The sequence below is a fragment of the Streptomyces sp. NPDC052107 genome (assembly GCF_040680215.1).
Taxonomy (GTDB): domain Bacteria; phylum Actinomycetota; class Actinomycetes; order Streptomycetales; family Streptomycetaceae; genus Streptomyces.
The window spans coordinates 76,971-103,951 of sequence record NZ_JBFAWG010000023.1 but is presented as its reverse complement, the minus strand read 5'-3'; the positions used below and the strand labels follow the sequence as shown (position 1 = coordinate 103,951).

Genomic DNA, 26,981 nt, shown 5'->3' with positions numbered 1-26,981 from the left:
GTCATCGTCCAGCCCGTCGGCTGGCAGCCGCTCAGCGAAATGATCGGCCACCCGGAACTGGCCGACGACCCGGAATGGGCCACCCCCGAGGCGCGGCTGCCGAAACTGGACAAAATGTTCCAGCTGATCGAGGAATGGACGTCCACCCTCCCCAAGTGGCAGGTGCTGGAGAAGCTGAACGCGCACAACATCCCGTGCGGGCCGATCCTGTCCACCAAGGAGATCATCGAGGACGAATCGCTGGCCGCCAACGAGATGGTGGTCCGCGTCCCGCACCCCGAACGCGGCGAGTTCATCACCGTCGGCAGCCCCCTGAAGCTGTCCGACTCCCCCGTGGAGGTCACCACCTCCCCGCTGCTGGGCGAGCACAACGAGCAGATCTACACCGGCGAACTCGGCCTGGCCACCGAGGAGTTGCGCCTACTGAAGTCGAACGGAGTGATCTGAGCATGCTGCGGTGCCGCCACCGCTCGGCGCAAGCTGCCCGGCATCCGCCGTTGCCGACCCGGCGACGCGGACCACCGTCGCGCCGCACCCCGACTTTCGATGACGCGGACCGTCAAGACCGGTCCCTATGACAGGTCCTGCCCGGGCGCCGCTGCCCGGGGGCGGACCTCCCCGCATTGCACACGGAGTACCGACCAGGGGGCGCTGGCGAGTCTCTTGAGCAAGGGGAAAAGACATGACAACCGCAACATCCAGGCGGCCCGCATACCGGGAGATCACGGATGCGAACGGACGCGTGTACCGGGTCGGCGAGAGTCCCCGGGACATCCTCGGCGGGCCGCGCCTGCTGATGGTGGTGCTTCCGTGGGTGGCCATGATGGCCATCAGCGTCGCGGAATACGCCTATGGCTCGGCCGAGGAGGTCCTGTCCTCGGCGCACGGCTGGACATCCACCGACACCTTCTGGGTCCTCGGCGTGTGGACAGTCTTCCAGGCGGCAGTGGCCTTCCCGACGGGAAGGCTCCGAGAGCGAGGGATCCTCACGGCCCGTGGGGCCATGCTGGTCGGAGCCGTCCTGGCCGGGCTCGGCTTCTTCGCCCTCAGTCACGCGCCGAACGTGACGCTGGCGATCCTGGGCTTCGGTGTCCTCGGTGGCGCGGGCGCCGGCATGGTCTACTCGACCTGCGTCAACATCGTCGGCAAGTGGTACCCGGAACGGCGCGGCGGCAAGACCGGCTTCGTCAACGGCGGTTTCGCCTACGGATCCGTACCGATGATCTTCGTGTTCACCTATGCCTTCGACGCCGGCAACTACCACACGGTGCTCGACTCGGTGGGCATCTACGTTCTGGGGTTCGTTGCGATCTGCGGCTGGTTCTTCAGGGACCCGCCGAAGAACTGGTGGCCTGAGGAGGTCGACCCGCTCGAGCACAGCAAGAACGCCAACGACAAGGCGCTGTCCAAGAACCCCCCGGCCGTGCGGCAGTACGAGCCGATGGAGGCGATCCGCACCGGGATGCTCCCGCTGATGTGGCTCTGCCTGGTGCTGTGCTCCGGGGTCTCCATCTTCGGCATCTCCTTCCAGGTTCCGTTCGCGAAGGAGATGGGGTTCGGTCCGCTGGTGGCCGCCTCGTCGATGGGCATCATGTCCGTCATCAACGGCACCGGCCGCGGTGCGACCGGCTGGGTGTCCGACCGGCTGGGACGGAAGAAGACCCTGATACTGGTCATCCTGGTCGAGGGCCTGTCGCAGTTCGGTGTCCTGTGGGCCGGTGACATCGGCAGTGAACCGCTGTTCCTCTTCTTCGCCTTCATCTCCGGGTTCGGCTCTGGCGCCTTCTTCCCGATGTTCGCCTCGCTGGTCCCGGACTACTTCGGCGAGAACAACAACGCCCAGAACTACGGCCTGGTGTACAGCTCCAAGCTGGTGGGCGGGCTGGCCGGCAGTGGCCTGGGCGCGACGGTCGTCGCGGCGTGGGGCTACTCCGGGGCGTACACACTCGCCGGATGCTTCGGGCTGGCGTCGGCGGCGCTCGCGATGCTGCTGCGGCAGCCCGGGCGCACCACTTCCGGCCGGGTCAGGGCGGGCGCGTTGCAGGTGAGCGGCGAAACGGCCTAGCCCGCACCGTCACTCAGGGCTGACGGCTGCCCGCTGTGGTCCGTTCCCGCCGTTGGGCGGACGGTCCACGGCGGGCGGCTTTCCGCGTCGGGCGGAGGGACCTGCCGTCGTCCCTGCGACATCCCGTGGCGGCGTGCCGTCGTCAGCGCTCGGCATCCGTGCGTGCGTGGTAGCTGGTGCGGGTGTGCTCCGTGTGATCCCGCATCAGCTGCTGCGCCCGCTGCTCGTCCCCTGCCGCGATGGCGTCGATCATCGCCCGGTGCTCGTCCCAGGACAACGAGCCACGGGTACGGGCGACGGGCGTGTAGAACCAGCGGACGCGGCGATCCACCTGCGCGGACAGCTCCGCGAGCACCGAGTTGGCCGCGAGCTCCATCACGTACGTGTGAAAGTCGGCGTTGGCCGCGACCACGGCGTCGACGTCGTCGGCCTTCAGTGCCCGCTCGCCCGCCTCGCAGAGCTCGCGCAGTCGCGCCGTGGCCTCCGGGGTGGCGTTGGCCGCCGCGAGTCTCGCCGCCTCGGCCTCCAGCAGACCGCGTACGACGAGGAGTTGGTCGGCCTCCTCCTCCGTGGGGTCGTGCACGAACGCGCCCTGCGCCGGGCGCAGGTCCACCCAGCCCTCGGTGTTGAGCCGCTGCAGGGCTTCGCGGACCGGCTGGCGGGAGACGCCGAGGTGGCCGGCGAGCTCGGTCTCGACCAGATGCTGCCCGGGCTTGAGCGACCTGGTGACGATGAGCTCCAGGAGGGCCTCGTACACCCGCTCGCGCAGTGGGCCGGGTCGCTCCAGCTTGGTTACGGTGCCGGTCGGCAACGTCACGGACGCCATGGCTCCACCCCTCGGTAGCGGCTTAACCTAGCCTGATATTGGTTTTCGTCTACAGTCTACACACTTGATCTGCCCGTGGTGCCGACTCCCCGGGCTTGGTGGGAAATCGGGGTCGCCTGCCGCTTGTCAAGTGGAGGATACTGTAGACAGAATGCTGTCGACCATCATTGGGCAGGCCGTGGGCGCCGGTCTTCGCGACACTCCATGACCGTGTCCACGTGCGACCAGCGCCTGACTCAGCATGCGGCGGCCACCGTGAGCTGACGGCGATGCAGCGCGTGACACGGACGCGGGACCGGCCGGCGGGTGCGCCCCCTGGGCCGGCCGGTCCCGGCGTCACCCCGCCTCGGCGAGCTATCCGAGGGGAGTCCTGGCGAGGACTTCGCGAAGTACCGGCCAGGACAGGTCGGAGTAGGTGGTGGACTTCTCCTTGGTGTGCTTGGTCTGGAGGATGTACTCGAAGGTGTGCTTGGTCTGGAGGATGTACTCGAACACCTCGCGGGTCAGGTCGGCACCTTCGTACGCGTCCAGGTGCACTTCCTTCTCGTTGAGGTACACGTGGAGACTCGCCCCGAATTCGGCGCCGTCGTCCATGAGGCCGTCACCGCTCATGACTCCGCCGTCCATGGGGCAGGAGACTTTGTGCACGGCGTACGTGTCATGGGTCAGCCACGCGCACTGGCCGGGTGTGAGCGTCGCCAGCCGGCGTTTCTCGGCGTCCCAGTCCAGCTTGCCGTGGGACATGGCGTCGCACTTTCCGCGTTTTTGATCAACCCTCGGACAGGCCATCTCGCGAAAGCGCGAGGTTGGGCCGAGGCCAGTGACCGACCTGTCCCGGCGGCTCTGAGCGCTCGCGCGAGATCTCCGGGCTCTCTCACCCTCCTCGCGGTGGCGGCTCCTGGGACGCACTGGGTCGGGGGCATCCGGGAAGCGCCTACCCTTGAGGAATGACCAGCAGAAGCGACCGGAGCCCCGCAGTGGACGTTCATGCCCCCAGGAGTTACGAGATCCGCACCTACGGGTGCCAGATGAACGTCCACGATTCCGAGCGGTTGGCCGGCCTGCTCGAAGACGCCGGGTATGTGCGGGCCTCCGAGGGCTCGGACGGGGACGCGGACGTGGTCGTGTTCAACACCTGTGCCGTGCGGGAGAACGCCGACAACCGGCTGTACGGCAACCTCGGCCGGCTGGCGCCGAAGAAGGCCTCGCGGCCAGGCATGCAGATCGCGGTCGGCGGCTGCCTCGCGCAGAAGGACCGCGACACCATCGTGAAGAAGGCGCCCTGGGTGGATGTCGTCTTCGGTACGCACAACATCGGCAAGCTGCCGGTCCTGCTGGAGCGCGCCCGCGTGCAGGAGGAGGCGCAGGTCGAGATCGCCGAGTCGCTGGAGGCCTTCCCGTCCACCCTGCCGACCCGGCGCGAGAGCGCCTACGCGGCCTGGGTGTCGATCTCCGTCGGCTGCAACAACACGTGCACCTTCTGTATCGTCCCGGCCCTGCGCGGCAAGGAGAAGGACCGCCGGCCCGGCGACATCCTCGCCGAGGTGGAGGCGCTGGTCGCCGAGGGTGTCTCCGAGATCACCCTGCTCGGCCAGAACGTCAACGCCTACGGCTCCGACATCGGCGACCGCGAGGCCTTCAGCAAGCTGCTGCGCGCCTGCGGGAAGACCGAGGGCCTGGAGCGGGTCCGCTTCACCTCTCCGCACCCCCGTGACTTCACCGACGACGTCATCGCCGCCATGGCCGAGACCCCGAACGTGATGCCGCAGCTGCACATGCCGCTGCAGTCCGGCTCGGACACCGTCCTGAAGGCGATGCGCCGTTCCTACCGGCAGGAGCGCTACCTCGGGATCATCGAGAAGGTGCGGGCCGCCATCCCGCACGCGGCGATCACCACCGACATCATCGTGGGCTTCCCCGGCGAGACCGAGGAGGACTTCGAGCAGACCCTGCACGTGGTCCGTGAGGCGCGGTTCGCGCAGGCCTTCACCTTCCAGTACTCCAAGCGCCCCGGTACCCCGGCCGCCACGATGGAGAACCAGATCCCGAAGGAGGTCGTCCAGGCGCGCTACGAGCGGCTCGTCGCCCTCCAGGAGGAGATCTCCTGGGAGGAGAACAAGAAGCAGGTCGGCCGCACCCTCGAGCTGATGGTCGCCGAGGGCGAGGGCCGCAAGGACGGCGCCACGCACCGCCTCTCCGGCCGAGCCCCCGACAACCGGCTCGTCCACTTCACCAAGCCGGAGCAGGAGGTCCGCCCCGGTGACGTGGTCACCGTCGAGGTGACCTACGCCGCCCCGCACCACCTCCTCGCCGAGGGCCCCGTCCTCTCCGTGCGCCGCACGCGCGCGGGGGACGCCTGGGAGAAGCGCAACGCCGCCGAGGCCGCCAAGCCGGCCGGCGTCATGCTGGGCCTGCCGAGGATCGGGGCGCCGGAGCCGCTGCCGGTCGCCTCGGGAAGCGGTTGCGGCTGCGACTGAGTGGCCGGGCGCAGTACGGGGCGGACGGGGCACCTCGTGCTGCCGTGTCGAGTTGCGTTCACCGAAGAGGCCGCCCACGTGCGCGACAGCCTGTCCGCGGACCGGCGTGACGTGCTGGAGAGTGGCCCGGCCATTGAGGTGACCGACCCACGGCACAGGCTCTCCCGATCCGACCGGCGTGCTCATCGGACTGACTCGGCCGGCGGCGGTCGTACGGCGTACCCTGCCGATCATGCTTGTCGCCGCCGCCGTCTGTCCCTGCCCTCCGCTGCTCGTGCCCGAGGTGGCCGCGGGCGCCGCTCCCGAGATGGACGCCGCGCGCTCGGCCTGCGCCGATGCGCTCGGTGTGCTCGCCGCCGCCCGCCCGGACCTCCTGGTGGTCGTCGGTCCCGCCGAGCAGAGCGGGCGCGGATCGTTTCCGCAGGGCACTCCGGGGTCCCTCCGCGGCTTCGGGGTCGACGCGGAGGTACGCCTGGGCCCCGCCGAGGACACCGTCCCCGAGCGCGAGCTGCCGCCGTCGCTCACCGTCGGCGCCTGGCTGCTGGAGCGGACCGGCTGGGCGGATGCCCCGATCGAGGGACTCGGTGTCGGGGAACCGCTCGCGCCCGAGCGGTGTATCGAAGTCGGAAGGGAGATCGGCGCCCGGGCCGGGCGGGTGGCGCTGCTGGTGATGGGAGACGCCAGCGCGTGCCGCACGGTCAAGGCGCCGGGTTACCTGGACGAGCGGGCGGCACCCTTCGACGCGGAGGTCGCGCGGGCGCTGGGCACGGCGGACGTGGCCGCCGTCCAGGCGCTGGACGCCGAGCTGGCATACGAACTGAAGGCCTCCGGCCGGGCCCCCTGGCAGGTCCTGGCCGGCGCCGCCGAGGGCGCGAACCTCGGCGGCGCACTGCTGTACGAGGACGCGCCGTACGGCGTGGGGTATGTGGTGGCCACCTGGTCCTAGTGCGGCGTGGTGGCCACCGGGTCATAGCGGGCTTCGGGCTGCGGCTCCGGCGCACGCGGAAACGGCGGACGGCCCGGAGCCGTTGTGCTCCACGACCGTCCGCCGACCCGCCTGCCGTGCGGCCGCACGCCGTTCAGGAGGCTCGCTGCCTCCGTGCGGCCGCATGCCGTCCAGGAGCTCAGGAAGCCGGTGGGGGACCCTCCGGCGGCGTGGGCCGGGTGGGGGTCGTCGGATGGCCGCCGGTCCTCTCCGGGCCGTGACCTTCCTTGTGCGCGAGTCGGTCGACCGCGTGCCTGGTTTTGCCGGTGCCCGCGTGGATCTTGTCGCTGTACTTGTGCTTGGTCCGCTCGTCCACGGCCTTCGCGGCCTTCTCGATCCCGTGCTGGACCTTGTCCCCGTGCTCTCGCGCGAGGTCCGACACCTTGTCCCTGGCCGGGCCGAGCTTGGCCTTCATGTTGTCCAACAGACCCATGGTCCACCTTCCCTCGCGGGGCAGTTACTTGCGGGCGCCCTCGCCGGCCTCGCTGTCGGCGGCCTCCTCGGCGGACTGCTGCCTGGGGATGCCGGAGCCCTCGGACGCGTCGTCCGCGGCGTCCTCCGACCGCGCCGCCCCGTCCTCGTTCCCGTCCCCCGACGACCCCGTCGCCTCCGCCGACCCGGCTGCCTTCGCCTCCGCCGACTCGGTCTCCTCCGTCTCGGCTCCCGGCTCCGCGCCGGCCTGCGCCTCGGCGGCCGACGCCTCCGGAGTCGCCTTCGACCTGCCGAGGAGTCGTGCAAAAACGCCCATATCCACTCCATACGGTACTCGTGCGGGCGAATTCCCGCGTTACCCGGTGCGTACGGTTGCGCCGCCCGGGTCACCGCCTCCGGCGGGCCGGAGGGCGGCACCTCGCCACGGGCAACGACCCGGGACCGCACCCGTCACGTAACTCGTTCGAGGCACCGCCAGGAGGTTTGCGAGACTGGTGCGGTGAGCAGCGCACCCTCCTCCCCTCGCGTCATCGCCGTCGTCGGACCCACCGCGGCCGGAAAGTCCGATCTCGGCGTCTTCCTGGCCCAGCAACTCGGTGGGGAGGTCGTCAACGCGGACTCCATGCAGCTGTACCGAGGGATGGACATCGGCACCGCCAAGCTGACGCCCGGAGAACGCGGCGGCATCCCGCACCACCTGCTGGACATCTGGGACGTGACGGTCACCGCCTCCGTCGCCGAGTACCAGAAGCTGGCCCGCGCCCGGATCGACGCACTGCTCGCCGAGGACCGCATGCCGATCCTGGTCGGCGGTTCCGGCCTGTACGTCCGCGGGGCCGTCGACAACCTGGAGTTCCCCGGCACCGACCCCGAGGTCCGCGCCCGCCTGGAGGAGGAGCTGGCGCTGCGCGGCTCGGGCGCGCTGCACGCCCGGCTGACCGCCGCCGACCCGGAGGCCGCCCGCGCGATCCTGCCGGGCAACGGTCGCCGTATCGTCCGGGCGCTGGAAGTGATCGAGATCACCGGCCGGCCCTTCACCGCCAACCTGCCGGGCCACGACTCCGTGTACGACACCGTCCAGATCGGAGTCGACGTGGCTCGCCCCGAACTGGACGAGCGCATCGCGCGCCGGGTCGACCGGATGTGGGAGGCGGGCCTCGTGGACGAGGTGCGCGCACTGGAGGCGGAGGGGTTGCGCGAGGGGCGCACGGCGTCGCGTGCGCTGGGTTACCAGCAGGTGCTCGCGGCACTCGCCGGGGAGTGCACGGAAGCGGAAGCCCGGGCCGAGACCGTACGCGCGACCAAGCGCTTCGCGCGCCGTCAGGATTCGTGGTTCAGGCGCGATCCCCGGGTCCACTGGCTGAGTGGGGCCGTGGCCGACCGCGGGAAACTTCCGCACCAGGCCCTGGCGTTGGTCGAACGACCGGTTACAGCCTGATCACGTCATGGCATCGGGATGCGCCGCCGGTCATCGCGGCCTTCGGCGCCGTGCCATCATCGAGCTTCGATCGACCAAGTGGAGCCTAGTTGGGAGGGCGCGTGGCGATGGAGGCCGGCACTCGCGACACCGCACAAAGTGCCGAGCACGTCACCACAGCGGGTGACGAACCGGAGCCGAGCGGTGGCCGTCTGGCCGACGACTGCCTGGACGAGGATCGTCTGAGCGAAGAGCGTGTGAACGGAGACCGCCTGGCCGACCATCGGCTGCCCGAAGGCCGTCACATCGAAGGCCGGCCGGCGGAGGACCGCTTCACCGACGACGAACTCGTCGACGACCGGCTTGCCGAAGATCGGCTCACTGCGGACCCACTCACCGACGACGGGCTCGACGAGACGCCGGACGGCGTGACCGACGACGGACCGGAGCCCGAGGAGATGTACCCGGGCGGTCCGGAGGTCGAGGTCGAACTGCGCCCGCAGCGCCGGCTCCGCCTCTGGCAGCTCGCTCCCATCGTGGGACTGTCCGCCGTCGGCTCCCTGATGTTCGCCTTCCCGCTCGCCTTCGACTTCGGCGACAGCGGCGCCGTCATCGCCATGCTCGGCCTGCTGATCTGCTCGTGCGCCGCCGGCTGGGGCATGATGGCCGCCCGCCGCGTGGGCCACACCTGGCCCGGCCTGCCGGCAAGGGGCTCGGGCCGCCGCCCGGACTGGCGGGTCGTACTCGGGTACGTGCTGCTGGTGGCCGTGGTCGTGGTTCTCGCGGTCTGGCGCGTGGCAAGGCTCCGCTGAACAACCGGCCCGCAGTGTGACCGCTGCCGGTCCCTTACGATCGAGGAATGAGCACGCGCACGCGGATCCCCTTCCTCAAGGGTCACGGCACCGAGAACGACTTCGTGATCGTCCCGGACCCGGAGAACGCCCTCGACCTGACCCCGGCCGCCGTCGCCGCCCTGTGCGACCGCCGGGCCGGCATCGGCGGTGACGGGGTGCTGCACGTGGTGCGCTCCGCCGCGCACCCGGGGGCCAGGGCGATGGCGGCCGAGGCCGAGTGGTTCATGGACTACCGCAACGGCGACGGCTCGGTCGCCGAGATGTGCGGCAACGGAGTCCGTGTGTTCGCGCGCTACCTCCAGCACGCCGGCCATGTGGGCGAAGGCGACCTCGCGATCGCCACGCGCGCGGGCGTGAAGACCGTCCACATCGCCAAGGACGGTGACGTCACCGTCGGCATGGGCCGCGCCCGCCTGCCGGAGGGCGAGGTCACGGTGAGCGCCGGCGAGCACAGCTGGCCCGCGCGCAACGTGAACATGGGGAACCCGCACGCGGTCGCCTTCGTCGACGACCTCGCGCAGGCCGGCAACCTGTACGATCCGCCGCCGTTCAGCCCGGCCGCCGCCTACCCCGACGGGGTCAACGTCGAGTTCGTCGTCGACCGAGGCCCCCGCCACGTCGCCATGCGCGTGCACGAGCGCGGCTCCGGCGAGACCCGCTCGTGCGGCACGGGCGCCTGCGCCGTCGCCGTGGCCGCCGCCCGGCGCGACGGTGCCGACCCGGCCGTCACCGGAACCTCGGTCACGTACACCGTCGACCTGCCCGGCGGCCGTCTGAGCATCACCGAGCGGCCCGACGGCGAGATCGAGATGACCGGGCCCGCCGTGATCGTCGCCGAGGGCGAGATCGACGGCGAATGGCTGGAAAACGCCCTCCGCTGACCCGGCGTCACCACGAGGAGAACGCCCCGCGGCTCCCGGATCAGCGGTTTCCGGTGCCCGGGGGGTTCGAAGTCTCTGAAGATCCCCTGGCAGTTGGCGCAAACCCCAAACCACCTTTTCATCGCTCGAATGGGTGATCCGTTTCACGCTCGGCGAGAGGCGGTCGGTCGCGCGTGGTGGGCTCGATAGCATCAAGCACCGGCACGGACGGGGGAACGTCGCCATCCCTGAGCCGCGTACGCCCTGGGGCTCCGTCCGCCGGTCCACGAGCCGGAGGTGCCCATGAGTGCGGAGGCCACGAACCCTGCGACCCCTGGCCCGGTAGCGCCCACAGCGTCCGCGGCGGCCACCGCCCCCGCGGTGCCCAGGGCGGACCGCAGGAAGTCCCGGCCCAGGATCGACCTGCGCAGGCTCGGCCGGGCGGCGCTGCTCGGCCCCGCCGTCCGCGGTAAACTCCCCGACGCCATCAGCCATGTCGTGGAGGCGCACCGCGCCCATCACCCCGACGCGGACCTCGACCCGCTGCGCCGCGCCTACGTCCTCGCGGAGTCCTCGCACCGCGGCCAGATGCGCAAGAGCGGTGAACCGTACATCACCCACCCGCTCGCCGTGACCCTGATCCTCGCCGAACTCGGCGCCGAGACCACGACCTTGACGGCCTCCCTGCTCCACGACACGGTCGAGGACACCGATGTGACGCTCGACCAGGTACGGGAACAGTTCGGCGAGGAGGTTCGTTATCTCGTCGACGGCGTCACGAAACTGGAGAAGGTCGACTACGGAGCCGCCGCCGAGCCGGAGACCTTCCGCAAGATGCTCGTCGCCACCGGCAGCGACGTGCGCGTGATGTCGATCAAACTCGCCGACCGCCTGCACAACATGCGCACCCTCGGCGTGATGCGCCCGGAGAAACAGGCGCGGATCGCCAAGGTCACCCGCGACGTCCTCATCCCGCTCGCCGAACGCCTCGGCGTGCAGGCCCTGAAGACCGAGATGGAGGACCTGGTCTTCGCCATCCTGCACCCCGAGGAGTACGAGCACACGCGCGAACTCATCGCCGCGAACGCCGCCCGCCCCGACGACCCGCTCGCCGAGGTCGCCGACGAGATGCGCGGGGTGCTGCGCGAGGCCGGGATCCAGGCCGAAGTCCTCATCCGCCCGCGGCACTTCGTCTCCGTCCACCGCGTGGCCCGCAAACGCGGACAACTGCGCGGGACCGACTTCGGCCGCCTGCTCGTGCTGGTGAACGAGGACGCCGACTGTTACGGCGTCCTCGGCGAACTGCACACCTGTATGACGCCGGTCGTGTCGGAGTTCAAGGACTTCATCGCCGTACCGAAGTTCAACCTGTACCAGTCGCTGCACACCGCCGTCGCCCGCTCCGACGGTCAGGTCGTCGAAGTCCTCATCCGCACCCACCAGATGCACAAGGTCGCCGAGGCCGGCGTCGTCGCCCTCGGCAACCCGTACGCCCCCGCTTCCGACACCTCAGTCTCCGACGCCTCCGATGCACCCGCTGACGGTGAGCGCGCCGACCCCACCCGTCCCGGCTGGCTCTCCCGACTCCTCGACTGGCAGCAGGCCGCCCCCGACCCCGACACCTTCTGGTCCACCCTGCGCGATGACCTGGCCCAGGACCGCGAGATCACCGTCTTCCGCCCCGACGGCGGCACGCTCGGCCTGCCCGAGGGCGCCACCTGCGTGGACGCCGCGTACGCCCAGTACGGCGAGGACGCGCACGCCTGCATCGGCGCCCGTGTCAACGGTCGCCTGGCCACGCTCAGCACCGTGTTGAAGGACGGCGACACCGTCCAGCTCCTCATGGGCCAGGACCCGGCCTCCGAGCCCTCCCGCGAATGGCTGGACCACGCCCACACCCCGGCCGCCCGCATCGCCATCCAGCGCTGGCTGGCGACGCATCCCGGCGGCGGCACCGGTGCCGGGGACATGACCGGCACCGGCGCCGAAACCGCCGAGGGCACCGCCCCCGCGCGGCGCGCCTATGCCGCCCAGGGCACCGTCGCGTCCCGCCCGGCGGACGCGGCCGCCGCCGAGGGCACCCCCACGACCCGGTCCCGCGGCGCCGACGTCCTCGTGGACCGGCCGGGGGCATCCGTGCGGCTCGCCCGGTGCTGTACGCCCGTGCCGCCCGACGAGATCACCGGCTTCGCGGTACGCGGGGGAGTGGTGACCGTGCACCGCGCGGAGTGCGCCGCGGTGGCGCACATGAAGGGCAAGGGGCGTGCGGAGATCGGCGTGCGCTGGGGGGACACCACCGAGTGCCGGGTCACCCTGGTCGCTGAATCGTTCGGCCGCCCCCATCTGCTCGCCGACCTCACCGAGGCGATCTCCTCGACGGGCGTCGACATCGTCTCGGCGACCGTGGAACCGCCAAGCCAGCAGCGGGTACGGCACACGTACACCCTCCTGCTCCCCGACGCGGCCCACCTCCCGGCCCTGATGCGCGCCATGCGGGACGTCCCCGGCGTGTACGACGTGGCCCGTGCCCAGCACCAGACTCCGGCCTCCTGAGGGCGCTGGGTGTGACCGAGGAGCGCCGAACGCGGCCGAGGGGCGCCGCCCTACACGTCTGAGGAGCGCCATACCCGACCGATGACCGCCGCACGCGGCCGAGGACCGCCGGGGCTCGAGGGAGTGCTCGGCACCGGACCGGCCCCGCAGGGTCGGATCAAAGGGCTGCCGCGCTTGGATCAGAAGGACCCCGGAACCGAACCCGATCGGGTGGGCCGGGTGCGAGCCGCCGTCGTAGCGCGGGAACGCACTGGTAGCGGTGGTGCATGCTGCTCAACCCTCGTGTCGGCCTCCGTGCCTGCTCCGCGTCCCGGACCCAGCCCAGGAACCAGTCCCGGACCCAGCCCAGGGTCTCCCGGCACCGGAAGGTGGCCCTGCTCGCCTCCGCCGTCTCCGTCTGCCTCTGCGCCGCCGCGGCCCCGACCGGCTCCCTCGGCGTCGGCGACCGGCTCTACCCGGACCTCGGCAACCCGGGCTACGACGTGGCGTCGTACGACCTGTCCTTCACCTACCCCGGCACCAACGACAAGCCGCTGCAGGCCGTCACGACCATCGACGCCTGGACCACCGCCGACCTGGACCGGATCAACCTCGACTTCACCCACGGCACCGTGCAGACCGTCGAGGTCGACGGGCGTCCAGCGGCCTTCACCAGCGCCGGCGAGGACCTGGTCGTCACCCCGGCTCACGGCATCGCGAAGGGCAACTGGACCCGCATCACCGTGCGGCACACCAGCGATCCCGTCTCCGCCAAGGACCAGGAGGGCGGCTGGGTGCGCACCTCCGACGGCCTCGTCATGGCCAACCAGGCCGACGCCGCCCACCTGGTCTTCCCGTGCAACGACCACCCGTCCGACAAGGCGATGTTCACCTTTCACATCACCGCCCCGAACGGCTACACGGCCGTGGCCAACGGTCTGCCCGCCGGAGCGGACCGGATCGGCCGCACCACCACCTGGACCTACCGCACCCAGCACCCCATGGCCACCGAACTCGCCCAGGTGTCCATCGGCCGCTCCGCCGTGCTGCACCGCGAGGGACCGCACGGGCTGCCCATGCGGGACGTGGTGCCCGGCACCGACGCCAAGGCCCTCGAACCCTGGCTTGCCAAGACTCCCGGCCAGATCGCCTGGATGGAGAGCAAGGTCGGGAAGTTCCCCTTCGAGATGTACGGCGTGCTCACGGCACAGGCCTCCACCGGGTTCGAACTGGAGACACAGACCCTCTCCCTCTTCGAGGAGAACCTGTTCACCGAGCCTGCTTACCCCAAGTGGTACGTCGAGTCGATCATGGTGCACGAGCTGTCCCACCAGTGGTTCGGCGACAGCGTCAGCCCCCACACCTGGTCCGACGTCTGGCTGAACGAGGGCCACGCCACCTGGTACGAGGAGCTGTACGCCGAGGAGACCGCGCACCGGCCCATGAAGGACCGGATGAAGGCCGCCTACAGCGCCTCCGACCGCTGGCGCGAGGCTGGCGGCCCGCCCGCCCGGCCCAAGCCGCCCGCCCGCGGCCAGAAGATCGGCATCTTCCGGCCCAACGTGTACGACGGCGCCGCCCTGGTCCTCTACGCCCTGCGCCAGGAGATCGGCCGACCGGCCTTCGAGCGGCTGGAACGGACCTGGGTCCGTGAACACCGGGACTCCACCGCCACCACCGCCGACTTCGTCCAGCTGGCCTCGACCGTCTCCGGCCGCGACCTGAGCGGCTTCTTCAAGGCCTGGCTGTACGGCGAGAAGACCCCGCCGATGCCCGGCCACCCGGACTGGAAGCAGCAGGCACCGTCCGAGACCGCCGGGCGCGAGGCGCCGCGGAGCGGGCGATAACACGGTGACGAGACGGGCCGCCTCGTGCGACCATTTTCGGGTCGGCGCGAGACGGGCCACGGGAATCTCCCGGGGTACTCATACGTTGACCCACATGAGCGGTCCACAAGGACCGCCCTACAGACGCCGTAACGGCATCCCTTCGACGTAAGGATCCAATGACCTCCTCTTCTTCCCCTTCCCAGGACGCCAAGCGCCTCGCGCACGCCTATCCCGAGGGTCTTCGGGCCGATGCCCTGATGGAAGAGGACGACGCCTGGAGCTACGAGATCGACGGCGAGCGGGACGGCGAGCAGTTCGACCGCTCCGAGCGCGCGGCCCTGCGCCGTGTGGCGGGCCTGTCCACCGAGCTGGAGGACGTCACCGAGGTCGAGTACCGGCAGCTCCGCCTGGAGCGGGTCGTGCTCGTCGGGGTGTGGACCACCGGCACAGCGCAGGACGCCGAGAACTCCCTCGCGGAGCTGGCCGCCCTCGCGGAGACGGCGGGCGCGGTCGTGCTCGACGGCGTGATCCAGCGCCGCGACAAGCCCGACGCGGCCACCTACATCGGCTCCGGCAAGGCCCAGGAGCTGCGCGACATCGTCCTCGAAACGGGCGCCGACACGGTCATCTGCGACGGTGAGCTGAGCCCGGGCCAGCTGATCCAGCTGGAGGACGTCGTCAAGGTCAAGGTCATCGACCGTACGGCCCTAATCCTGGACATCTTCGCCCAGCACGCCAAGTCCCGAGAGGGCAAGGCGCAGGTCGCGCTCGCCCAGATGCAGTACATGCTGCCCAGGCTGCGCGGCTGGGGTCAGTCGTTGTCCCGGCAGATGGGTGGCGGCAGCGGCGGCCTCGCCACGCGCGGCCCCGGTGAGACCAAGATCGAGACGGACCGGCGACGGATCCGCGAAAAGATGGCGAAGATGCGTCGGGAGATCGCGGACATGAAGACCGGCCGCGAGATCAAGCGCCAGGAGCGCCGGCGCAACAAGGTGCCGTCCGTCGCCATCGCGGGCTACACCAACGCCGGCAAGTCCTCCCTGCTCAACCGCCTCACGGGCGCCGGTGTCCTGGTCGAGAACGCCCTGTTCGCGACCCTGGACCCGACCGTCCGGCGGGCGGAGACCCCGAGCGGCCGGCTCTACACGCTGGCGGACACCGTCGGCTTTGTACGCCACCTGCCGCACCACCTGGTCGAGGCGTTCCGCTCCACCATGGAGGAGGTCGGCGACGCCGACCTGATCCTTCACGTGGTGGACGGCTCGCACCCGACCCCGGAGGAGCAGCTCGCCGCCGTGCGTGAGGTGATCCGGGACGTCGGCGCCACCGATGTGCCCGAGATCGTCGTGATCAACAAGGCGGACGCGGCCGACCCGCTGGTCCTCCAGCGGCTGCTCAGGGTCGAGAAGCGCTCCATCGCCGTCTCGGCCCGCACCGGCCGGGGCATCCAGCAACTGCTCGCCCTGATCGACAACGATCTGCCGCGCCCGTCGGTCGAGATCGAGGTGCTCGTGCCGTACACGCACGGCAAGCTCGTCGCCCGCGCCCACACCGAGGGCGAGGTGATCTCCGAGGAGCACACTGCGGAGGGCACCCTGCTCAAGGTCCGGGTGCACGAGGAACTGGCGGCGGACCTGGCGCCCTACGCACCGGTCTCCGCGACTTGATCCAAGGCTGCGCTGCACGAAAGGCCCGCTCCCTCTTTTCTTCCCTTCTAGTGGTTGTCGCAACACCCCAGCTCAGGGGATGCGACGGACTTCAAGATCCGGGAGATCCGGACAGCGCAGGGGCGGAAGAAGCTGCTGCGTGAGCGGGAGACATACTTCCAGCTCATGCAGCAGGGCCTCAGCAACAACCAGGCGTGCCGCATCATCGGCATCAACGCCAAGACCGGGCGCCGGTGGCGCAACGGTCGCAGAGCGGATACCAAGCAGAAGGCGGCACCACCGGTCGAACCGGTGGTGCCGCCTTCTGCTGGATCCCGGTACCTCCAGGTCGATGAGCGGATCTACATCGCTGACCGGCTGCGGGAGAAAGCACCGGTCCGTGCGATGGCCTCGGAACTCAGCCGCAGCCCGTCCACCGTGAGCCGGGAGATCCGCCGCAACCGCACTGTCGGCACCCGCGGCCAGTGGCACTACCGTCCGCACGCTGCCCAGGCTCGCTCCGATGCCCGCCGGCCCCGGCCGAAGCACGGGAAGATAGCCCAGAGCCCGGAGTTGCGGAACTTCATCCAACGCCACCTCGACAGGCGGTGGAGCCCGGAGCAGATCTGTCAGGCTCTGCGCGCACGCTTCCCCAACCGGCCGGAGATGCACGTGGTCCACGAGACGGTCTACCGGGCCCTCTACGTCCAGGGCCGCGGCGAACTCCGCCGAGAACTGGCTACCGCATTGCGCACCGGCCGTGTCCGGCGCAAGCCCCACCGCCAGGCCCAGCAACGCCAGCCCCGCTTCCGCGACCCGATGGTCGTGATCAGCGACCGGCTTCACCGGTTTTGACAGCGCCAGGGCGCTCGGCAGGGACGCCAAGCAGCCGCTGGCGACAGTGGCTGACGAGAGGTGGGAACGAACCAGCGGCCCGCGCGTGGTCCCGGCCAGGCCCTACTCGCGGATGCCTGCGGCCTCGATCGCGCGTCGGCGGGTCGCATGCCAGGTCGCTCCCGACGCGGTGACCACGGTGACGAGGGCGCAGAGCGCGACGGTCCCCAGGACCTGCGCCCACGGGATCTCCGCCGGCGCGCCGGTCACGAGTTTGCTCAGCGAGACGTGCTGGGTCACCGCGGCGAGTCCGGTCGCCACGGCGGCGAGCACGGTGCCGACGACCACCGCCACGGCAGCCTCGGCGGCGGCGACCTTCACGATCTGACTGCGCACCGTGCCGGCCAGCCCGAGCAGGGCGAACTCCTGCCGCCGCCCGGGCATCGCCATGATCAGCGTGTTGGCGACCGCGATCAGCGCGTAGGCCAGTGCGATCCCAAGGATGACCACCGCGGCGTTGTTCGTCTGCTCGGCGGCGTGCGCGCGCTGGGCCTCCAGGTGGGCGCCGTAGGTCAGGACGTGTGCGCCGGAGCCGGCCAGCGCCTGGTTCACCGCGGCCGTCTGCCGCTCGTCGAGCGGCCGGCCCGGGCCCGCCGTTGCCCTGCGGCGCGATGACGGTCAAGGCTTCCTTGAACCGTTGCGGCCCCGGATGCGGCGTGCCGAAGGTGGCCGCCAGGGGCAGCGTCATCATGCCGATCATCGTCGTGCCGAGGGCGAGGGCGAGGAAGGCGCCCGCAAAGCCCATCAGACGGTGCCGGAGGGTGGCTGCGGCGATACTCAGCACGGCTTCGTCTCGCTCTCGCCGGGCTCCAGCGCCGCCATCCGCAGGGCCACGGTCTCGGCTGTCGGCTCGGCCAGCTCGCCGGTCACCTGGCCGTCAGCGAGGAAGACCACGCGCTGTGAGGCACCCCGAGTTTCGTAGCGGCCGATCTTGTGTGTTTCAGGCTGCGTTCGGGGTGGCCAAAGAACGGTAGTAGGCCGCTTCGAACTCCTCGGGTGGGAGGTAGTCGAGTGCGGAGTGCAGGCGCTCGGTGTTGTACCAGCCGACCCATTGCACGACGGCGCGTTCGACCTGGCCAGCGTCGTGCCAAGGGTCGATCCGTCGTTCATGTGGCTTCATTCTGGGCCTGGTCACTCAGGGGTGAGGAGCAGGGCAGGCGATGACTTCTCTGTGGATTGCTCAGGCGGCCGCCACCGAAGCGGCAAAGCACCACGCCGCCGTCAACGATGCAACAACGGCTCGGCTGGGAGTTCCCAGCCGAGCCGCTGCTTAGACTGCTCGCCATACACGCCAGTGATCAGGTGTTGCGACGACCCCTAGAAGGCGCCCTTCGAGGGAGCGGGCCTTTCAGCGCCCTGTGAGGGCACGGGGCCGCATCGATATGCGGCTCCGCCGCGTGGCCGCGAGCAACCACCGACGACCGTCAGTCGCCGACGCGCAGTCACCCCTACGGCGAAAGGGCGACGCTTCCGCCCTTACTGCCCGGCGAACTTCTTGCTCACCGACTCATACACACCCTTGGCCACGGACCCCAGCCGCGGACCGGCCAGCCAGCCAGAAGTCACCGGACCGATCGACGTGTTGGACACGAGCGCCGGCTTACCGTCGGAACCCGTCTCCACCCAGCCACCGCCGGAGGAACCCGCGGTCATCGTGCAGCCGATCCGGTACATCGTCGGAGCCGACTGCTCGATGGACAGCCGGCCCGGCTTGTCCTTGCACTGGTAGAGCAGCTGACCGTCGAACGGAGCCGCCTCCGGGTAGCCGGACGCCGTGATGCTGTCGACCTTCGGCACCGCCGGAGCGTCGAAGTTCACCGGCAGCGCCCCGCCGACCGTCTCCTCCAGCGACTTGCCGCCGTTGCCCTGCTCCGGCGTCACATGGATCACCGCGAAGTCGTAAGGGGCACCGTTGCCGCCGGTCTCACCGCCCTGGTCGATCCACTGCTGCGAGGTCCGCGCCGCGTCGGCCCACCAGACACCGTACGGGGCGATCTCTGACCGGCTGGCGTTCTGCAGCTGAGCGACCGACTTGCCGGAGTTGTTGTACGACGGCACGAAGGCCATGTTGCGGTACCAGCCGCCCTTCTTACCGGCGTGCACACAGTGACCCGCTGTCCAGACGAGGTTGGACTTGCCCGGGTGCGCGGGGTCCTCCACGACCGTGCCCGAGCACACCATGTGACCCTCGGGGGAGTCGAAGAACACCTTGCCCGAGGCGGCCGCGTTGGTGTGGTACGGCGGCGCGACCGCCTGGGCCTTCACCGGCTGCGGGGTCGGGTCCGTCACGCCCTGGTCACCGGATATGTCGTTGTCGTTGACACCCTTGTTCGGGTCGTTGGCGTGGCGCATCCGGTCGGGATCCCACAGGCCCTTGATGATCGGGTTGATGAAGTCGTTGGCCTCGCGCAGCCAGTCTTCCTTGTTCCAGTTCTTCCAGGCGCCGTTCTTCCACTTGTCGATGTCGATCCCGTGCTCCTTGAGCCTCTGCTTGAGGTCGTCCGGGATCCTGATCTTTCCGTCGCCGGCGCCGACCGCGGTCGCCGAGGCGGTCGGCTTGCCGTCGGCCTTGTCGTCGCCGTTGCAGGCGGTGGCGGTCAATGCCAGCGCCGAGGCGAGGGCGACCGCCGCGAGGGCGGGGGAGGTGCGGCGGGAGCCCCTCCCTCGCCGAACAGTGAACGACGGCCGTATGGATCGCATGCTGTGATTCCCCCTGCTGTGAAGGTACTCGGCGCTTCGGTCGTGCGACCGGCCGAGAACTCACGGGGAGTTCATGCCGATCTCACGACCGTCCAGGAACGGCATCACACACTATGCGCTCGCTGTGGGGGACTTCCCACGGAACGGCAACGGTTCGGCTACAAGCCGTCTGACCAGGCCAACCATCCCTGGATTGCATGAGTTGACGTCCGCTCACCGATACCGGGTTTCCGGGCCGCCGCCCTTTTTCGACCGCCGTTCCCGCCCGTCCGACCGCCAGAGCGCGCCGCACGGAGCCGTGCAATGCGCCGGCGGACCGCCCTTCCACGCCACCACATCGAGGCTGCCGTCGTCCCGTCGTGGCAATGATTTTGCGCCAACCCGTAACTCGTCGAACGGTGCGCGGTTGTAGCGGTGGGGGGCCAGCTGTCTGAATGCGGTCCCCGGGGATCAACTCGCCTCTGGACAGCGGGGAGGAAAGCGAGCCGTGGCCGTTACGGAGTCGATGGCTGGGGGCATGCACGGGGAAGAGCGTGCCGTGCACGAGGGGATCCTCAGACGCCAGTCGGCGCGTGAATCCTCCGCACGCACCTATGCCCGGGCCCTGCCCATCGTCCCGGTCCGGGCACGAGGGCTCACCATCGAGGGCGCCGACGGCCGCCGCTATCTGGACTGTCTCTCCGGCGCCGGCACACTCGCCCTCGGTCACAACCATCCGGTCGTACTGGAAGCCATCCGCAGGGTCCTCGACTCCGGCGCTCCTCTCTCCGTCCTCGACCTGGCGACCCCCGTGAAGGACGCCTTCATCACCGAGCTGTTCCGCACCCTCCCGCCCGGCCTCGCCGACCGCGCCCGTGTCCAGTTCTGCGGTCCGGCCGGTACCGACGCCGTCGAGGCCGCCCTCAAACTGGTCCGGGCCGCGACCGGTCGCACCGGCATCCTCGCCTTCACCGGTGCCTACCACGGCATGACCGCCGGCGCCCTGGCCGCCTCCGGCGGAGCCCATGACGTCCAGGTCGCCCGCCTGCCCTATCCGCAGGACTACCGCTGCCCCTTCGGTGTCGGCGGACCGCGCGGTGCCGAACTCGCCGCCCGCTGGACCGAGTCCCTCCTCGACGATCCCAAGTCGGGCGTGTCCCTGCCCGCCGGGATGATCCTCGAACCCGTCCAGGGCGAGGGCGGAGTGATTCCCGGCCCGGACGACTGGCTGCGCCGTATGCGCCGACTCACCGCGGACCGGTCCATCCCACTGATCGCCGACGAGATCCAGACCGGAGTGGGCAGGACGGGCGCCTTCTGGGCCGTCGACCACAGCGGCATCACCCCTGACGTCATGGTCCTGTCCAAGGCCATCGGCGGCAGCCTCCCGCTGGCCGTGATCGTCTACCGCGACGATCTCGACGTCTGGCAACCCGGCGCCCACGCGGGAACCTTCCGAGGCAACCAACTCGCCATGGCCGCGGGCACCGCCACCCTCACCCATGTCCGAGAAAACGGGCTCGCCGAACGAGCGGCCGACCTCGGCTCCCGCATGCTCAGCCAACTCGGGGAACTGTGCGACACGTTCGATTGCGTAGGCGAGGTGCGGGGGCGGGGACTGATGATCGGGGTCGAGCTGGTGGACCCGGCACGCGCTGGATCCGAGACCGTCGACCACCACCCCGCGACCCCGGGTCTGGAACCCGCCCACACCCCGTGTCCGGCCGCGCCCGAGCTCGCCGTGGCTGTACAGCGGGAGTGCCTCCAGCGCGGCCTGATCGTCGAACTCGGCGGCCGCCACTCGGCAGTGGTCCGGCTGCTTCCCCCGCTCACGATCAGCGAGGAGCAGGCGGCAGCCGTTCTGGACCGCTTGTCGGACGCGGTGGCCGCAGTCGCCCGCAGTCACGAACAGCACGGCCCACACCGGGGCAGACACCACGGCTCTGGCCAACGCGCGGGCTGACACCCGCACCCACGCCGTCCGACCCTCGACGCCCGCACCGGCCTTCCGAACCCTGACCCTTCTCACCCAACTTCACCTATTTCCAAGGACGTTCAGGCCGAAACGGCCTCCCATGACACACCCACAGCCCTCTCGCCCGCGCCCGCCTTCCCCGCCGACCTGGCCCTCCGACACGGCCAAGCCGACCGTCGACGCCGCCGAGGCAACCATCGGCCTCGAAGGAGCGGTGCCCGAGCGACGGCCCGAGCCAAGCACCACCCCAGCCAGCCACGAGGAGCCGTCATGAACGCCACTCCCACTCCCGACGGCAGCTCCGACGCTCCCGACGAACGGGGAGACTCCGGTACCCCGGCCTTTCCCGTGCCGCTCGCCGAGTCGGTTCCCCAGCAGAAGAGGCGCACCGCGGATCTCACCCGAGTGACCGAGCCCGGCGCCGACCTGCTGGAACACCCCGACCCGCACATCGCGGCCCAAGCCGCGGCCGTGGAGAACCTGCTGCGCTGCTGGGTACGCGAGACCAACCTCGCCGCCCCCACCGATGGCACCTTGCGCCTCCCGCTTCCGGCCAGTGGCATCTCCCTCCTCGTACCGATCCGCTACTGGTCGCCGACCGGCTCGCACCGCTTCGGCCCACCACACCTGACCGGCACCCACGATGCCGCCCCGGCCGTCGACGCCGTCACCTTGGCGGCGCTGCTCGCCCGGGAGACATCCGGTGACACGGGCGGCACCTCCCGCGCCCAGAACTCCAGTGCGGCCGGCCCCCACGACGACGGCGATCTCGTGGCCAGGGTGGCCGACTCCCTCCGCCGCACCGCGACCTTCATCCGCGACCGGCGCGAGCACCCCACCGACGGCCCCGACCTCTTCCTCTCCGCCGAGCAGGCCCTCCTCCTCGGACACCCTCTGCACCCGACCCCCAAGAGCCGGGAAGGCCTGACCGAGGCAGAAGCCCGCCTCTACTCACCAGAGCTGCGCGGCTCCTTTCCCCTGCATTGGGTGGCTGTCGCCCCCTCTCTCCTCGCAACCGACTCGGCCTGGACCGAGCGCGGTCGTCCCGTCCCCGCCGACCAGCTCACCCGGCGCCTCGCCGAAACCGCCCTTCCCCTGCCCGACGGCCATGCCGCCCTCCCTCTGCACCCCTGGCAGGCCCGAGACCTGCGCCATCGCGAACCCGTCGCCGCGCTGTTCGACTCCGGTCTCCTTCGTGACCTCGGTCCGCTCGGCACCGGCTGGCATCCCACCTCCTCCGTGCGCACAGTCCACCGATCCGGCGTCCCCGCGATGCTGAAGCTGTCGCTGGGTCTGCGCATCACCAACTCCCGCCGGGAGAACCTGCGCAAGGAACTCCATCGGGGAGTCGAGGTGCACCGGCTGCTGCGCACCGGCCTGTCCAAGCAATGGCAGGCCGTACACCCCGGCTTCGACATCGTCCGCGACCCGGCCTGGCTCGCCGTCGACGGCCCGGACGGCCGGCCCGTGCCCGGACTCGACGTGATGATCAGGCACAACCCGTTCAGCCCGACCGACGACGTCGGCTGTGTCGCCGGGCTCGTCTCGCCCCGGGTCCTTCCCGAACCGGAAAGCAACCCCTCGATCCAGCAGTCGACTTGGCCCATGTGCTCCCGGCTGGCCCAGCTCGTTGCGAGGCTCGCCGCACGTACCGGGCAGCCCGTCGGAGCCGTTGCCGCGGAGTGGTTCCTCCGCTACCTCGAGCAGGTCGTCCGTCCCGTGCTCTGGCTGGACAGCGAGGCCGGCATCGCCCTCGAAGCGCACCAGCAGAACACCCTGCTGCTGCTCGACGGCCACGGCTGGCCCGCCGGCGGCTATTACCGTGACAACCAGGGCTACTACTTCCGCGAGTCCCGGCGAGCCGAACTGGATGCCCGGCTGCCCGGTATCGGTGAGCGCACCGACACGTTCGTCTCCGACGAGGTCACCGACGAACGCTTCGCCTACTACCTCGCCATCAACAACGTGCTCGGCCTGATCGGTGCGTTCGGCTCCCAACGACTGGCCGACGAGCGGCTCCTCCTCGCGGCCTTCCGCCGCTTTCTCACCGACATCGCCACAGGGCCCAACGCACTACGCACCATCCTGCCCCGCCGCTTGCTCGACTCACCCGTGCTGCGCTGCAAGGCCAACCTGCTGACCCGGCTGCACGGCCTCGATGAACTCGTCGGCCCGGTCGACACCCAGTCCGTCTACGTCACCATCGCCAACCCCCTTCATTCCTGACTGAATCGAACCTTCTCCCCGCACTTCCGAGGACCATGACCCACCTCGTCTCCTGAGAGGAGCGCACCTTGCCTCCCACCGACGCGACCGCCGGCCCCAGCCCTGCCCGCCCGGGCGCCCCCGCCCACACCGGCGCTCCAGCCCACGAGCGCACCGTTGGTCCCCGAGCAGACAGCATGGGTGCCCGGAGGTCCCCGTTCACCGGGTTCGCCATCGATGACGACGACGGGGATTGCGAGGACACGCTGGACCTACATCTGCCCGCGGAGTTCCTCGCGCTCTTCGCCGGAGGCACGGCCTACCTTCTGGACCAGCTCTCCACGTGGGGTCCGGTGGTCACTCGCGTCGGCTGCTTCCAACTGGTTCCCGTCCGTATCGATGCAGACCTGCCACTCATCCGTCGCTGGATGAACGACCCCGCCGTCGCGGAATTCTGGAAGCTGGCCGGGCCCCAGAACCGGACGGAGGACCACCTGCGCGCTCAACTCGACGGTGACGGACGCAGCATGCCGTGTCTCGGCATGCTGGACGGCACACCGATGAGCTACTGGGAGATCTACCGGGCAGACCTGGATCCGCTGGCCCGCCACTACCCTGCCCGCCCCCATGACACCGGGATCCACCTCCTCGTCGGCGATGCGGCGGATCGAGGGCGGGGGCTGGGATCCACCCTGCTCCGCGCCGTAGCCGACCTGATCCTCGACCGGCGGCCCGCGTGTGCACGGGTCGTAGCGGAACCCGCTCTTGGCAACACCCCCTCCGTCGCAGCGTTCCTGAGCGCCGGCTTCCGGTACGCGGACGAGGTCGACCTGCCCGGCAAGCGGGCCGCCCTCGTGATCCGGGACCGAGTCCTGCGCGATGTGCTGTAGCGCCGAGTGACGACGCGTTCACATTTGGTACACCGCTCGCGGCGCTTGGGTTCCCACTCGTTCCGAGGAATCCTCGAAGCGAGGGGAGATCACCTCGCCGGCATCACCAGTCACTGGCCACACAACAGTCAGCACCCACCAGCCGGCCGCCCCTGAACCTGTCTGTCCGCCTGCACCTGCCTGTCCCCTGAGCCTTGTCCCCTTGACCCGCCACCTCTGTCCGCGCCCTCAGCCCTCCCCGGCTCTTCCCAGCCCTCCCTCGCCCTCCGCTGCCCACCCCACTCAGGAGCCCGGCCGTGATCCCGCCATCCCTCCCCGTCGTGATCGCCCGTTTGTCAGTGCCGGGCCGTAGGGTGGTCGGGCTATGACGAAGCCCTCACTCCCCGAACTCCTGCATGCCGCTGTCGCCGCTGTCGGCGGCACGGAGCGCCCCGGCCAGGTGACCATGGCCGAATCGGTTGCCGAGGCGATCGACGACGGATCCCACCTGCTGGTCCAGGCCGGCACCGGCACCGGAAAGTCGCTCGGCTATCTCGTGCCCGCGCTCGCGCACGGGGAACGGGTGGTCGTCGCGACGGCCACACTCGCGCTGCAGCGCCAGCTCGTGGAACGCGACCTGCCCCGCACGGTCGAGGCCCTGCACCCGCTGCTGCGCCGACGCCCGGAGTTCGCGATGCTCAAGGGCCGGTCGAACTATCTCTGTCTGCACCGCCTGCACGAGGGCATGCCGCAGGACGAGGAGGACGGCCTCTTCGACCAGTTCGAGGCCGCCGCGCCCACCAGCAGGCTGGGCCAGGACCTGCTGCGGCTGCGGGACTGGTCGGACGAGACGGAGACCGGCGACCGGGACGACCTCACTCCGGGCGTGTCCGACCGCGCCTGGGCGCAGGTGTCGGTGTCCTCGCGAGAGTGTCTGGGCGCTTCGAAGTGTGCCTACGGCGCCGAGTGCTTCGCGGAGATGGCCCGCGAGCGTGCCAAGCTCGCCGAAGTCGTGGTCACGAACCACGCGCTGCTCGCCATCGACGCCATCGAGGGCGCGCCGGTGCTTCCGCAGCACGAGGTGCTGATCGTGGACGAGGCTCACGAACTCGTCTCGCGGGTCACCGGCGTCGCGACCGGCGAGCTCACGCCCGGCCAGGTCAACCGAGCGGTGCGCCGCGCCGCCAAGCTCGTGAACGAGAAGGCCGCCGACCAGCTCCAGACCGCCGCCGAGGGCTTCGAGCGGCTGATGGAGCTGGCCCTGCCCGGTCGTCTGGAGGAGATCCCGGAAGACCTCGGTTTTGCCCTGATGGCGCTGCGCGACGCCGCCCGGACGGTCATGTCCGCGATCGGCGCGACGCGTGACAAGTCGGTGCAGGACGAGGACGCGGTCCGCAAGCAGGCGCTGGCCTCGGTGGAGACGGTGCACGACGTGGCTGAGCGGGTCGCGAACGGCTCGGAGTGGGACGTCGTCTGGTACGAGCGGCACGACCGCTTCGGTGCGTCCCTGCGGGTCGCTCCCATGTCGGTCTCGGGCCTGCTCAGGGAGAAGCTCTTCGCCGACCGCGCCGTCGTCCTCACCTCCGCGACCCTCAAGCTGGGTGGCGACTTCAATGGCGTCGGTGCGTCCCTGGGCCTCGGCCCCGAAGGCGTCGAGGGCGAGGACCTGCCGAAGTGGAAGGGCGTCGATGTCGGCTCGCCCTTCGACTACCGCAGGCAGGGCATCCTCTATGTCGCCAAGCATCTCTCGCGGCCCGCGCGGGACGGCGAGCGTTCCGACATGCTCGACGAGCTGACCGAACTCATCCGGGCGGCCGGTGGCCGCACCCTGGGGCTGTTCTCGTCCATGCGGGCCGCGCAGCTCGCGGCGGAGGAGCTGCGCTCCCGGATTCCCGAGTTCCCGATCCTGCTCCAGGGCGAGGAGACCCTCGGCGAACTGATCAAAAACTTCGCGGCCGACCCGAAGACCTGCCTGTTCGGCACCCTGTCCCTCTGGCAGGGCGTCGATGTCCCCGGGCCGAGCTGTCAGCTGGTCGTGATGGACAAGATCCCGTTCCCTCGTCCCGACGATCCGCTGATGAGTGCCCGGCAGAAGGCGGTGGAGGACGCGGGCGGCAACGGCTTCATGGCGGTGGCCGCCACCCACGCGGCCCTGCTCATGGCCCAGGGCGCCGGACGGCTCGTCCGGGCGTCGGGGGACCGGGGCGTGGTCGCCGTACTGGACCAGCGGCTGGCCACAGCACGGTACGGCGGCTATCTCAAGGCATCACTGCCGGACTTCTGGTACACCATGGACCGTAACCAGGTGCGCAAGTCGCTCGCGGCGATCGACGCGACGGCGAAGGCGGCGGAAGCGCAGCAGGTCGAGGTGAAGTGATCGCGAGCTGGCCTGACCGGCGCTGGTCAGGCCAGCCCCCACACGCGAAAACACGGGCG

The 26,981-nt window shown here is 70.3% G+C and carries 21 protein-coding genes and 1 pseudogene; 15 read left to right on the top strand and 7 right to left on the bottom strand.

Annotation, left to right across the window (positions count from 1 at the left end):
- Positions 1-447, top strand: a 447-nt coding sequence (locus AB0M27_RS24615) for a CoA transferase (RefSeq protein ID WP_365724103.1), incomplete at its 5' end; no start/stop codon positions are given.
- A 235-nt stretch (positions 448-682) separates the two neighbouring features.
- Positions 683-2,065 (top strand): OFA family MFS transporter, encoded by a 1,383-nt coding sequence (locus AB0M27_RS24610; protein WP_365724101.1) that lies wholly within the window; start codon positions 683-685, stop codon positions 2,063-2,065.
- A gap of 142 nt (positions 2,066-2,207) precedes the next feature.
- Here AB0M27_RS24610 and AB0M27_RS24605 read toward each other — a convergent pair whose 3' ends face one another.
- Both AB0M27_RS24605 and AB0M27_RS24600 read right to left on the bottom strand, forming a co-directional pair.
- Positions 2,208-2,891 carry a GntR family transcriptional regulator gene (locus tag AB0M27_RS24605; RefSeq protein WP_365724099.1) on the bottom strand — a complete coding sequence of 228 codons (684 nt, stop codon included), beginning with the start codon at positions 2,889-2,891 and terminating at the stop codon, positions 2,208-2,210.
- 354 nt (positions 2,892-3,245) lie between these two features.
- On the bottom strand, positions 3,246-3,635 hold the full coding sequence (locus AB0M27_RS24600; RefSeq protein WP_365724097.1) for a hypothetical protein: 390 nt from the start codon (positions 3,633-3,635) through the stop codon (positions 3,246-3,248).
- Positions 3,636-3,838: 203 nt separating this feature from the next.
- On the opposite strand from AB0M27_RS24600, the gene miaB reads away from it, so the two are divergent.
- Together miaB and AB0M27_RS24590 are read left to right on the top strand one after the other, a co-directional pair.
- Positions 3,839-5,368 carry a tRNA (N6-isopentenyl adenosine(37)-C2)-methylthiotransferase MiaB gene (gene miaB, locus AB0M27_RS24595; RefSeq protein WP_365724095.1) on the top strand — a complete coding sequence of 510 codons (1,530 nt, stop codon included), beginning with the start codon at positions 3,839-3,841 and terminating at the stop codon, positions 5,366-5,368.
- Between the two features lie 232 nt (positions 5,369-5,600).
- Positions 5,601-6,314 carry a class III extradiol dioxygenase subunit B-like domain-containing protein gene (locus AB0M27_RS24590; protein ID WP_365724093.1) on the top strand — a complete coding sequence of 238 codons (714 nt, stop codon included), beginning with the start codon at positions 5,601-5,603 and terminating at the stop codon, positions 6,312-6,314.
- Between the two features lie 178 nt (positions 6,315-6,492).
- Here the strand turns inward: AB0M27_RS24590 and AB0M27_RS24585 are convergent, their stop codons facing one another.
- Together AB0M27_RS24585 and AB0M27_RS24580 are read right to left on the bottom strand one after the other, a co-directional pair.
- Positions 6,493-6,786 (bottom strand): antitoxin, encoded by a 294-nt coding sequence (locus AB0M27_RS24585; protein ID WP_365724091.1) that lies wholly within the window; start codon positions 6,784-6,786, stop codon positions 6,493-6,495.
- A 24-nt stretch (positions 6,787-6,810) separates the two neighbouring features.
- Entirely contained in the window at positions 6,811-7,101 is a 291-nt protein-coding gene (locus tag AB0M27_RS24580; protein WP_365724089.1) for a hypothetical protein, read from the bottom strand.
- Between the two features lie 183 nt (positions 7,102-7,284).
- Between AB0M27_RS24580 and miaA the strand changes: the two genes are divergently transcribed.
- From miaA to AB0M27_RS24545, 7 genes and pseudogenes are all read left to right on the top strand, one after another.
- Positions 7,285-8,223, top strand: coding sequence for a tRNA (adenosine(37)-N6)-dimethylallyltransferase MiaA (gene miaA, locus AB0M27_RS24575; RefSeq protein ID WP_365724087.1), 939 nt, complete (start codon positions 7,285-7,287; stop codon positions 8,221-8,223).
- A 284-nt stretch (positions 8,224-8,507) separates the two neighbouring features.
- Positions 8,508-9,014 carry a hypothetical protein gene (locus AB0M27_RS24570; RefSeq protein ID WP_365724110.1) on the top strand — a complete coding sequence of 169 codons (507 nt, stop codon included), beginning with the start codon at positions 8,508-8,510 and terminating at the stop codon, positions 9,012-9,014.
- A 47-nt stretch (positions 9,015-9,061) separates the two neighbouring features.
- Positions 9,062-9,937 carry a diaminopimelate epimerase gene (dapF, locus tag AB0M27_RS24565; RefSeq protein WP_365724085.1) on the top strand — a complete coding sequence of 292 codons (876 nt, stop codon included), beginning with the start codon at positions 9,062-9,064 and terminating at the stop codon, positions 9,935-9,937.
- Between the two features lie 282 nt (positions 9,938-10,219).
- On the top strand, positions 10,220-12,469 hold the full coding sequence (locus AB0M27_RS24560; protein WP_365724083.1) for an HD domain-containing protein: 2,250 nt from the start codon (positions 10,220-10,222) through the stop codon (positions 12,467-12,469).
- Positions 12,470-12,735: 266 nt separating this feature from the next.
- A complete protein-coding gene (locus tag AB0M27_RS24555; RefSeq protein ID WP_365724081.1) occupies positions 12,736-14,295 on the top strand; it encodes a M1 family metallopeptidase in 1,560 nt (519 codons plus the stop codon).
- A 158-nt stretch (positions 14,296-14,453) separates the two neighbouring features.
- Entirely contained in the window at positions 14,454-15,944 is a 1,491-nt protein-coding gene (gene hflX / locus AB0M27_RS24550; RefSeq protein WP_365724079.1) for a GTPase HflX, read from the top strand.
- Positions 15,945-15,998: 54 nt separating this feature from the next.
- Positions 15,999-16,763: pseudogene (locus AB0M27_RS24545) on the top strand (helix-turn-helix domain-containing protein); the annotation flags it as partial.
- Between the two features lie 117 nt (positions 16,764-16,880).
- On the opposite strand, the gene AB0M27_RS24540 reads toward AB0M27_RS24545, so the two are convergent.
- The 3 genes from AB0M27_RS24540 to AB0M27_RS24530 form a co-directional block, all read right to left on the bottom strand.
- A complete protein-coding gene (locus tag AB0M27_RS24540) occupies positions 16,881-17,369 on the bottom strand; it encodes an FtsX-like permease family protein (protein WP_365724077.1) in 489 nt (162 codons plus the stop codon).
- A gap of 388 nt (positions 17,370-17,757) precedes the next feature.
- The gene (locus AB0M27_RS24535; RefSeq protein ID WP_365724075.1) at positions 17,758-17,952 is read right to left on the bottom strand and encodes an integrase core domain-containing protein; all 195 of its coding nucleotides are present in this window, start codon (positions 17,950-17,952) and stop codon (positions 17,758-17,760) included.
- A gap of 341 nt (positions 17,953-18,293) precedes the next feature.
- Complete coding sequence (locus AB0M27_RS24530; protein ID WP_365724073.1) at positions 18,294-19,517, bottom strand: hypothetical protein; 1,224 nt, start codon at positions 19,515-19,517, stop codon at positions 18,294-18,296.
- Between the two features lie 505 nt (positions 19,518-20,022).
- Between AB0M27_RS24530 and AB0M27_RS24525 the strand changes: the two genes are divergently transcribed.
- From AB0M27_RS24525 to AB0M27_RS24510, 4 genes are all read left to right on the top strand, one after another.
- Positions 20,023-21,459, top strand: coding sequence for a diaminobutyrate--2-oxoglutarate transaminase family protein (locus AB0M27_RS24525; protein WP_365724108.1), 1,437 nt, complete (start codon positions 20,023-20,025; stop codon positions 21,457-21,459).
- A gap of 282 nt (positions 21,460-21,741) precedes the next feature.
- On the top strand, positions 21,742-23,697 hold the full coding sequence (locus AB0M27_RS24520; protein ID WP_365724071.1) for an IucA/IucC family protein: 1,956 nt from the start codon (positions 21,742-21,744) through the stop codon (positions 23,695-23,697).
- Between the two features lie 176 nt (positions 23,698-23,873).
- On the top strand, positions 23,874-24,566 hold the full coding sequence (locus AB0M27_RS24515; RefSeq protein WP_365724069.1) for a GNAT family N-acetyltransferase: 693 nt from the start codon (positions 23,874-23,876) through the stop codon (positions 24,564-24,566).
- 364 nt (positions 24,567-24,930) lie between these two features.
- Positions 24,931-26,922, top strand: a complete 1,992-nt coding sequence (locus AB0M27_RS24510; RefSeq protein ID WP_365724066.1) for an ATP-dependent DNA helicase — start codon at positions 24,931-24,933, stop codon at positions 26,920-26,922.
- The last annotated feature ends 59 nt before the right edge of the window (positions 26,923-26,981 follow it).